This is a genomic window from Halomonas sp. ANAO-440, from assembly GCF_019915905.1.
GTDB lineage: Bacteria > Pseudomonadota > Gammaproteobacteria > Pseudomonadales > Halomonadaceae > Halomonas > Halomonas chromatireducens.
Genome location: NZ_JAHXBV010000008.1, coordinates 213,265 through 221,227 on the forward strand (window position 1 = coordinate 213,265; position 7,963 = coordinate 221,227).

9 protein-coding genes are annotated in these 7,963 nt (G+C 62.1%); 4 read left to right on the plus strand and 5 right to left on the minus strand.

Features of this window, described 5'->3' with window-relative positions:
* Nucleotides 1-44 precede the first annotated feature (44 nt).
* Complete coding sequence (locus KZO25_RS08070) at nt 45-596, plus strand: TIGR00730 family Rossman fold protein (protein WP_066449012.1); 552 nt, start codon at nt 45-47, stop codon at nt 594-596.
* Between the two features lie 82 nt (nt 597-678).
* Here the strand turns inward: KZO25_RS08070 and KZO25_RS08075 are convergent, their stop codons facing one another.
* Complete coding sequence (locus tag KZO25_RS08075) at nt 679-1,218, minus strand: hypothetical protein (protein WP_223136542.1); 540 nt, start codon at nt 1,216-1,218, stop codon at nt 679-681.
* Between the two features lie 23 nt (nt 1,219-1,241).
* Nucleotides 1,242-1,760 (minus strand): tetratricopeptide repeat protein, encoded by a 519-nt coding sequence (locus KZO25_RS08080; RefSeq protein WP_223136543.1) that lies wholly within the window; start codon nt 1,758-1,760, stop codon nt 1,242-1,244.
* 224 nt (nt 1,761-1,984) lie between these two features.
* Here KZO25_RS08080 and KZO25_RS08085 point away from each other — a divergent pair, with 224 nt between their 5' ends.
* Both KZO25_RS08085 and yaaA read left to right on the plus strand, forming a co-directional pair.
* On the plus strand, nt 1,985-3,016 hold the full coding sequence (locus KZO25_RS08085; RefSeq protein ID WP_066449006.1) for an NADP(H)-dependent aldo-keto reductase: 1,032 nt from the start codon (nt 1,985-1,987) through the stop codon (nt 3,014-3,016).
* 160 nt (nt 3,017-3,176) lie between these two features.
* A complete protein-coding gene (gene yaaA, locus KZO25_RS08090; RefSeq protein ID WP_223136544.1) occupies nt 3,177-3,968 on the plus strand; it encodes a peroxide stress protein YaaA in 792 nt (263 codons plus the stop codon).
* Nucleotides 3,969-3,973: 5 nt separating this feature from the next.
* On the opposite strand, the gene KZO25_RS08095 is transcribed toward yaaA, so the two are convergent.
* Nucleotides 3,974-4,549: an isochorismatase family protein gene (locus KZO25_RS08095; RefSeq protein WP_066448998.1), complete on the minus strand. Its 576-nt coding sequence runs from the start codon at nt 4,547-4,549 to the stop codon at nt 3,974-3,976.
* Between the two features lie 108 nt (nt 4,550-4,657).
* On the opposite strand from KZO25_RS08095, the gene KZO25_RS08100 reads away from it, so the two are divergent.
* Entirely contained in the window at nt 4,658-5,485 is an 828-nt protein-coding gene (locus KZO25_RS08100) for a Tim44 domain-containing protein (RefSeq protein WP_223136545.1), read from the plus strand.
* 57 nt (nt 5,486-5,542) lie between these two features.
* Here the strand turns inward: KZO25_RS08100 and KZO25_RS19975 are convergent, their stop codons facing one another.
* Nucleotides 5,543-7,453: a methyl-accepting chemotaxis protein gene (locus tag KZO25_RS19975; protein WP_262488899.1), complete on the minus strand. Its 1,911-nt coding sequence runs from the start codon at nt 7,451-7,453 to the stop codon at nt 5,543-5,545.
* Between the two features lie 173 nt (nt 7,454-7,626).
* Entirely contained in the window at nt 7,627-7,821 is a 195-nt protein-coding gene (locus tag KZO25_RS08110; RefSeq protein ID WP_223136546.1) for a hypothetical protein, read from the minus strand.
* Nucleotides 7,822-7,963 lie beyond the last annotated feature (142 nt).

The window sequence follows — 7,963 nt, forward strand, 5'->3', positions numbered from 1 at the left end:
ATGCCCTGGCTGCTAGGATAACCCCCCTTGCCAAGGAGAAAAGCATGTCGAGATTCTGCGTATACCTGGGCTCCCGCGATGGCCGGGATCCTGCCTTTCTGGAAGCCACTCGGATACTGGGACGTGAACTGGTCGCACGCGGCCATGGCCTGGTCTATGGCGGTGCGCGTATCGGCCTGATGGGGGAGCTGGCCAACAGCATGTTGGCCGAAGGGGGTGAAGTGATCGGGGTGATGCCCGACCACCTGGTGGAGCGGGAGCAGGCCCACGAGGGACTCACTCAGTTGATTCGCGTCAAAAACATGCACGAGCGCAAGGCCAGCATGGCCGCCCATGCCGATGCCTTCATTGCGCTTCCCGGCGGTATCGGCACACTCGAGGAGCTGTTCGAGGCCTGGACCTGGCAGTACCTGGGGCTGCATGACAAGCCCATTGGCGTCCTCGACACGGCGGACTTCTACTCCCCGCTGCTGGCCTTCCTGGACAGCACCGTGGAGCACGGCTTTCTCAATTCACGAACCCGCACCTGCCTGATCGACGCCGAAGAACCCGTCGCACTGCTCGATGCCCTGGAGGCTCGCCTGGCCAACGGCTGATCACGCACGAAACCGCTCCTGCATGCCGCTGACGGCAGCGATCACAAGCTGGCTCGATCACGGAAGCGCAAAGAGGCGTGCTTCAGCTATTGTCTACCAGCTGCCGTGTTCGCAGGTAGGTGAGCTGCAGCAGTCGTGCATCCTCTCCTGCGCGGTGGCGGTGAATGCCCAGCTCCTGAATCAGCGCCTCTCGTGTGGCATGCCACAGGGCGAGCTGGCGCTCGTCGAGGAGGATACGAAGCGCCTCCAGACGGAATGCCGGCAGCACCCCTGCATGATGGAACAGTAGCGACAGCCAGGTATTGTCGTACCCCCAGCTGTCGCTATAGGCGATACCGATGCTGCCCAGTTCATCATTCAGCCACCGCGCCACCTGTTGGACCGGCAATCCTTCACGGTGAAGGCGTGCCCGCGAGATGCCGTGCAGCAGCTCGGCCTTGGGGTCCCAGTGGGTCCAGTCGTCGAGAGGTTGAACGAGAAAGGCGCAGTCGCTGCCATCGGCCCTGGCCAGGCCGATCTCGATGGGGTAACTACCGCGCCCGAACCCGGACGCCTCGATATCCAATAGTGTGGGCAGCGTCACGGATGGGCGCTTCCTCGATGATGGGCCGGGCGATGTCATCAGTCGCCAAGGTGGCCGGCAGTCTAGTGTCGTGTCTGAGCACCGTCGATGTCCAGCTCGGCGCCTTCCAACCGTGCGTGACGGTCGGCCAGGGCCTGCCAGTGGGCGGCGTGAGTCGCATCCGCCGTCAACCCGAGTTCGCCATGGCGATAGGCCTTCGCCAGGCGTGCCGCTGCCAGGGGGTGCCCCGCCTCGCCGGCACGCGCGTACCAGGTCACGGCTCTGTCCTCGCGCCGGGGATACTGCAGGCAACCATGCTCATGAATACGGGCCGCCTGATATTGTGCCTTGAGGTTTCCCGCCTGGGCGGCTTCCAGCACGTAGCGGGCGCCCTTCGCCTTGTCCTGGGGGCTGACGCCACGATGGAACAGCACGTGTCCATAAAGCGAGAGCGCACCGGGATGGCCGGCATCGGCGCAACGTTTGAAGAGGCGCATGGTCAGGCGCTGGGTACGCGGAGAGCGCGGCAACCAGCGGGTATGAAACAGCTGCTCCGCTAGACGGTACTCGAGCCGGGTGAACAGTGACGATGCCTGCGTCATGGGCAAACAACCTTGCGTGCGTGTGTCAGTATCATGGCAAGTCAGACCATCCTCTGGTCCTCACCATGGCCTGTCGTAAGCTCGCCGCCCGGACTCCGCCGGGCCGTTGAGGGTGGCCAGCATACGCCCGCCCCTCCGGCGACTCAACCCCTGCCATTTGCTGCCTTGTTGGGCCTCGGCTAGCATGGCACTCGATACCGGACGAAACCGCGACAGGAGCAGTGATGCAGACGCGACAGCTAGGCAACACGGGCATCGAGGTCAGCCGCCTGTGCCTGGGCACCATGACCTACGGCGAACAGAACAGCGAAAGCGAGGCCCATGAGCAGCTCGACCGCGCCGTCGCCTTCGGTATCAACTTCATCGATACCGCCGAGATGTACCCGGTACCGCCCAAGGCCGAGACCCAGGGGCGCACCGAAGCCTATATCGGTAGCTGGCTCAAGCGACGCGACAGCCGTGACGACGTCATCATTGCCACCAAGGTCAGCGGTCCCGGAATGGCGCACCTTAGGGGCGGCTCACGGCTGACCCGCAAACAGATCCTTCAGGCCATCGATACCAGCCTGTCGCGACTGCAGACCGACTACGTCGACCTCTACCAGTTGCACTGGCCCGACAGGCGCACCAACTTCTTCGGCAAGCTGGGCTATGAGCATGACGAGGAAGAAAACGGCGTTGCCCTGGAGGAGACCCTGGGCACACTGAAAGAGCTGGTGAACGCGGGCAAGATACGCGCCATCGGCCTCTCCAACGAAACCCCCTGGGGCGTGATGCAGGCGTTGAACCTGGCCGAGCGTCTCGACCTGCCCCGGGTCGCTTCGATCCAGAACCCCTACAACCTGCTCAATCGCACCTTCGAGGTCGGCCTCGCCGAAATCGCTCATCGCGAGAACGTCGGCCTGCTGGCCTACTCACCGCTGGGCTTCGGCGTGCTCTCCGGCAAGTATCTCGATGGCGCGCGCCCGGCGAGGGCCCGGCTCACCCTCTACGAACGTTTCCAGCGCTACACCTCACCCCAGGCCGAGGAAGCGACGCGGGCCTATGTAGAGATTGCCCGCGAACATGGCCTGGACCCCGCCCAGATGGCGCTGGCTTTCGTCAATTCGCGCAGCTTCCTGACCAGCAACATCATCGGCGCCACGACCATGGACCAGCTCGAGGACAACCTGGCGAGCGAGTCCTTGAGGCTCGAGCAGAATGTGCTGGATGCCATCGACGAGGTGCATCGGCGCCTGCCCAATCCCTGCCCCTGAACCTGCCCTTGAGAAAGAAAGCCGCCCTTGAGACGACAGGCGCACAGGGGCGCTGCCGAGAGGCCCCGTGTGCAATTGGTAGGCTATCGTCTCGATAGCCCCGCCCTCTCCTCGCCCTTGATATACTCGGCACATTAGCCTACCGGTACAGGAGTGCCCCATGCTGAGCGTGATTTCACCCGCCAAGACGCTGGATTTCGAGTCCCCGGCCACCACGTCCCGGTACTCGCAGCCGGATTTCCTCGACCGCAGCCGTGAATTGATCGAGATTCTGCACGACTATTCGCCCCGGCGGCTCAGCGAGCTGATGGGTATCAGCGACAAGCTGGCCGGGCTCAATGCGGCACGCTTCGCCGAGTGGCAGACGCCGTTTACGCCGAGTAACGCCAAGCCTGCCGCCCAGGCCTTCCAGGGCGATGTCTACGTCGGCCTCGAGGCCGATACCTTCAGCGATGACGACAACGCCTTCGCCCAGCAGCACCTGCGCATCCTCTCCGGGCTTTATGGCCTGCTGCGTCCCCTGGACCTGATCCAGCCCTACCGCCTGGAAATGGGCACTCGCCTGCCCAACCACGCTGGAAAGGACCTCTATGCCTTCTGGCAGGAAACCCTGACCCCGGCACTGGATCGGGCGGTAGCAGAAAGCGGCACGCCGGTGCTCGTCAACCTGGCCTCCAACGAGTACTTCAAGGCGATCGATACCCGGCAGCTCAAGGCCCGGGTCATCACCCCGGTGTTCAAGGACGAGAAGAACGGCACCTACAAGATCATCAGCTTCTATGCCAAGAAGGCGCGTGGCTTCATGGCGGCCTGGATGATCCGCCAGCGGCTTGATGATCCCGAGGGGCTCAAGGACTTCGATGTGGCGGGATATGGCTACAATGCGGCCATGTCGAAAGACGATACTCTCGTCTTCACGCGTCGGGAGCAGCAGAGCCAGGCGGCTCGCTGACACCGCTAGAAGAAACGCAGTGGCCGGGCAGAGCGAGGCTTCAGAAAGCGACGATGGACGTCCTTGAAGCGCTCATCGTCGCAGCGGTGCAGCCATTCATAGGCCACCATGTCGGCACTGACCGGCACGGCCCCGCAGCGCACCATTCGCTCCCGTGCCAGCTGCGCCTCCGCCGCACGCCGGCTGACCGAGGCCTCACTTAGCCAATACACCTCGTAGCCCGCCTCCAGCAGGCCAAGCCCCGTCTGCATGACGCAGATGTGCGCTTCGGAGCCACAGAGAACGACTTGCCGCCTGCCGCTGTCAGCCAGGGCAGCGGCAAAATCGGGTTCGGCGTGGGCATTGAAATGCACCTTCTGCCACAGCCGGGGCTCCCGTAGCGCCTCGAGCAGACGGGGCTCGCTGCCCCCCAGCCCTTGCGGGTACTGCTCGGTGACCCAGACCGGAATCGACAATGTCTCGGCCACACCACCAAGCCAGGCCGCCTCGGCAACCGCCTGCTCACCACCAGCGACCACCGGCAGCAGCCCCGCTTGAAGGTCGACGATCAACAGCAGACTCTCTTCACTTTTCAGGCGCATGAACGCTCCTCTTGCATCGTTATTTCTCGCACACTTCCCTCAGCATAGCCGCTAGAATAGCGCTTCTTGAACCCTTTCTTTCAGTTCCCATCCAGCGAGGCCAGTTCGATGCGTCACCTTCTTGTCATGCTAGTGGTCGGTATCCTGGGATTCACCCTGGCCGCAGACTACGCCGAAGCTCGCCGCATGGGCGGTGGGGGCAATGTCGGCAATTTTTCCCGTTCGGCCGACCGACCCGCTGCCGCCCCCAATCAGGCAGCGCCTACCCGCCAGGCTCAACCGGGTCAGGCCGCCGGCTCTCGCATGCCCGCCATGATGGGTGGCCTGCTGGCAGGCGGCCTGCTCGCGGCCCTGTTCTTCGGTGGCGCCTTCGATGAACTGCGCCTGATGGATATGCTGCTGATCGCAGGACTCGGCTTCCTGTTATTCCGTCTGCTGGCGCGCCGCCGCACCGTCACCGCGGGCGCATCACCGGCAACCTATCGGACGTCGGAAGCACCGACCCAGGCTTTCCAGCCGGCTCCCGACACCACCCTGGGAGGCTCCGACTTCGGCAGCCTGCCAGCCTGGTTCGACAAGGAACAGTTCCTTAGCGGCGCCAAGGAACACTTCATGACGCTCCAGCGCGCCTGGGACAACAATGACTTCGCCGGCATTCAGGAATACGTCACCCCCGAGCTCTACAACCTGCTGCGTGAGGAGCGGCGCAAGCACCCGGCCAACAATCGGACGGAAATCGCGCGCCTCTTCGCCGAGCTCGGCGACATCCGTGAGCTTGGCCAGCAGGCCGAAGCCACCGTGATATTCCATGGCGTGCTCGAAGAAAACGACGAGCAGGTCGAGTTCAACGAGACCTGGCATCTCACCCGGGAGCTGCGTGAGGGTGAGCCCTGGTACCTTCAGGGCATCGAACAGAACGACGCTGGCCAGGCGTGACCCCAGCCAGCGTCAGGAACCGCCCGTCACTCGTTTGACGGGCGGCGGGCGTCACGCCTACTCGTTTGTCGTGGCCGCGGCTCGATTGTGCTGCAGGTAGCCGGCATGGTTTATCGCCTCGTCACGCAGCTTGAAGCTTGCCACCACTTCTGCAAGCCGATCAGCCTGCCCTCTCAACTGGTCGGCAGCTGAGGTCGACTCTTCCGCCAGGGCCGCATTCTGCTGCGTCATGCGGTCAAGCTCGGACACAGCCACATTGATCTGGCCGATGCCATCGCTCTGCTCGCTCGCCGCATGGCTGATCTCACCCAGCATTGTCGCCACACGATTCACCCCATCGACCAGCTGCTGCATGGCATCGCCGGCTTCACGCACCAGCCTGGTGCCGCCCTCCACCTTCTCACCAGAGGCTTCAATCAGCTGACGAATGTCCCGCGAAGCCTCCGCGCTGCGCGTCGCCAACTGTCTCACCTCACCAGCAACCACGGCAAATCCGCGCCCATTCTCGCCGGCTCGCGCCGCTTCGACAGAGGCATTCAAAGCCAGCAGGTTGGTCTGGAAAGCGATGCTGTCGATGACCTTGACGATATCGCCAATCTGTTGGGAAGAGCTCTGGATCTCACCCATGGTGGTCACCACCTGGCCCACGGTGTCTCCGGTACGCTGAGCAAGCTGTGCGGCAGACTGCGACAAGCTGCTGGCTTCCCGCGAGGAGGCCGTGGTGTTTTCTACCGTACTGGTGATCTCCTCCATGGAGGCCGAAGTCTGCTGAAGGCTGGCAGCCGCATTATCGGTGCGCTGTGACATGTCGCGCCCGCCACTTGCGATCTCCATGGCCGCAACACGAACCGCTTCACTACTGCCCCGTACGTGAAAGAGCACGTCATGGACCCTGTCCGCGAAGGCGTTGAACTGCGTTGCCAGTTCGGTGCTTTCGTCCCTGCCCCGAACATGTAGCCGCTGCGTCAGGTCCCCCTCCCCCTCGGCAATTTCTCGCATGGCATCCGCGGTTCGCCGGAAGGGGCGAAATAGAGTGCGCAGCAATACGCCTATCACCACGAGGCTGGCGAGCAGAATTGCAGCGACGGCCACTATCACCATTCCCACTGCCCTGTTGAGATCCGCAAAGAGTTCATTTGCAGGAATCTGGGCAAAAGCGATCCAATTGGTGCCCGGTACATCAATGGCGGCTACCAGTTGATCCGAACCGTTGGTGTCCTGAGCCATACCCGAACGATAACCCGTGCCGGCAAGCAGCTCAGCGGCCACGCCGTCCCAGCCGGGGAGCGACAAGACGGACTCCCCGACCATCGATGCGCCATCGGGATGAAGGTTGATAATGCCCTCGCGGCTGGTCAGGAATACCAGGCCACTCTCGCCGAGCCGATAGCTGCGGATCGTCTCGGCCATTCCCGCCAGGGTATAGCCGACCCCAGCGATGCCGACTCGCTCACCCTCCCGCTCAATAACGTAATTGATGAAGACTTGAAGTTCGTCGCCTTCAAAATCGATATTCAGCCGGTAGCTGTCTCCCTCGGTGTCTCCCACAAGGCTATAGAACCACGTGTCCTGCTCCCGACTGAGCGTGCGCTCGAGACCCTCCGAGGTGTAGTAGTTTCCACTGAGAGCCGAAACGTAGAAGACGATGCTGGCACCGGTGCGGTCCTGAATATCCTGGAAATAGGCTACGGCTCGCTCAGTTCCTTCGGCGGGTTCACCCTCATCGAGCCAGCCATGCAGGTAAGGGTTGGTCGCCATACTGCGCGACAGGGTGATCGGCTCCGTGAGGGTTGCATTGATGTCATTGCGAATGCTTTCCAAGGTGGCCGGCAACTCTGCCGTTGTGACACGCTCCGTCACCAGCCCACTGAACAGACGATACTGTACGGCGGTCGCCCCGCCGACGATCACTATCATCGTGAGGCTGATAAACAACATCAACTTCTGGGAAATCGTCAGGTTTTTCATTCTATTCGCTCCCGAGCCCATTCAGGGAATGGGTCTGTCCGAAATTGACCATATGGTCAATAACAGTACATCGGCCGCTCGGGAAGAAAATGTAGGCTCCGTTCTACCTCATTTGACTTTGCAGTCGTGCGAGGATGAGGAGAAGTGCTTCATCACGACTCTTGCGCTTGGCCTCAATCACCTTCGGCCTCTTCCTGGATGCTATCGCCCATCTCCTTGATGCTCTCCCCGGCCTCTTCCATGGCATCGTCGATATTCTTCCCCGTCTCCTCGGCAGGGCCCGCATCATTCTCGCAGCCCAACAGACCTCCGGCCGTTATTCCGACAAGCAGCAGCATCGCAAGCTTACGCATCATCATTTTGCTCATGGTGTCTCCTTTCCATAAACATTAATGCACCCTTTTTCAGGGCCCATGAAAAAACCCCGAGCTCTTTCGAACTCGGGGTTTTCTCGGAATAAGTGCCTGACGATGACCTACTCTCGCATGGGGAGACCCCACACTACCATCG

Bases quoted from the DNA above. Each gene is read 5' to 3' on its own strand.
- KZO25_RS08070 (WP_066449012.1), top strand. From the start codon at position 45: ATGTCGAGATTCTGCGTATACCTGGGCTCCCGCGATGGCCGGGATCCT.
- KZO25_RS08075 (WP_223136542.1), bottom strand. From the start codon at position 1,218: ATGACATCGCCCGGCCCATCATCGAGGAAGCGCCCATCCGTGACGCTG.
- KZO25_RS08080 (WP_223136543.1), bottom strand. From the start codon at position 1,760: ATGACGCAGGCATCGTCACTGTTCACCCGGCTCGAGTACCGTCTAGCG.
- KZO25_RS08085 (WP_066449006.1), top strand. From the start codon at position 1,985: ATGCAGACGCGACAGCTAGGCAACACGGGCATCGAGGTCAGCCGCCTG.
- yaaA (WP_223136544.1), top strand. From the start codon at position 3,177: ATGCTGAGCGTGATTTCACCCGCCAAGACGCTGGATTTCGAGTCCCCG.
- KZO25_RS08095 (WP_066448998.1), bottom strand. From the start codon at position 4,549: ATGCGCCTGAAAAGTGAAGAGAGTCTGCTGTTGATCGTCGACCTTCAA.
- KZO25_RS08100 (WP_223136545.1), top strand. From the start codon at position 4,658: ATGCGTCACCTTCTTGTCATGCTAGTGGTCGGTATCCTGGGATTCACC.
- KZO25_RS19975 (WP_262488899.1), bottom strand. From the start codon at position 7,453: ATGAAAAACCTGACGATTTCCCAGAAGTTGATGTTGTTTATCAGCCTC.
- KZO25_RS08110 (WP_223136546.1), bottom strand. From the start codon at position 7,821: ATGAGCAAAATGATGATGCGTAAGCTTGCGATGCTGCTGCTTGTCGGA.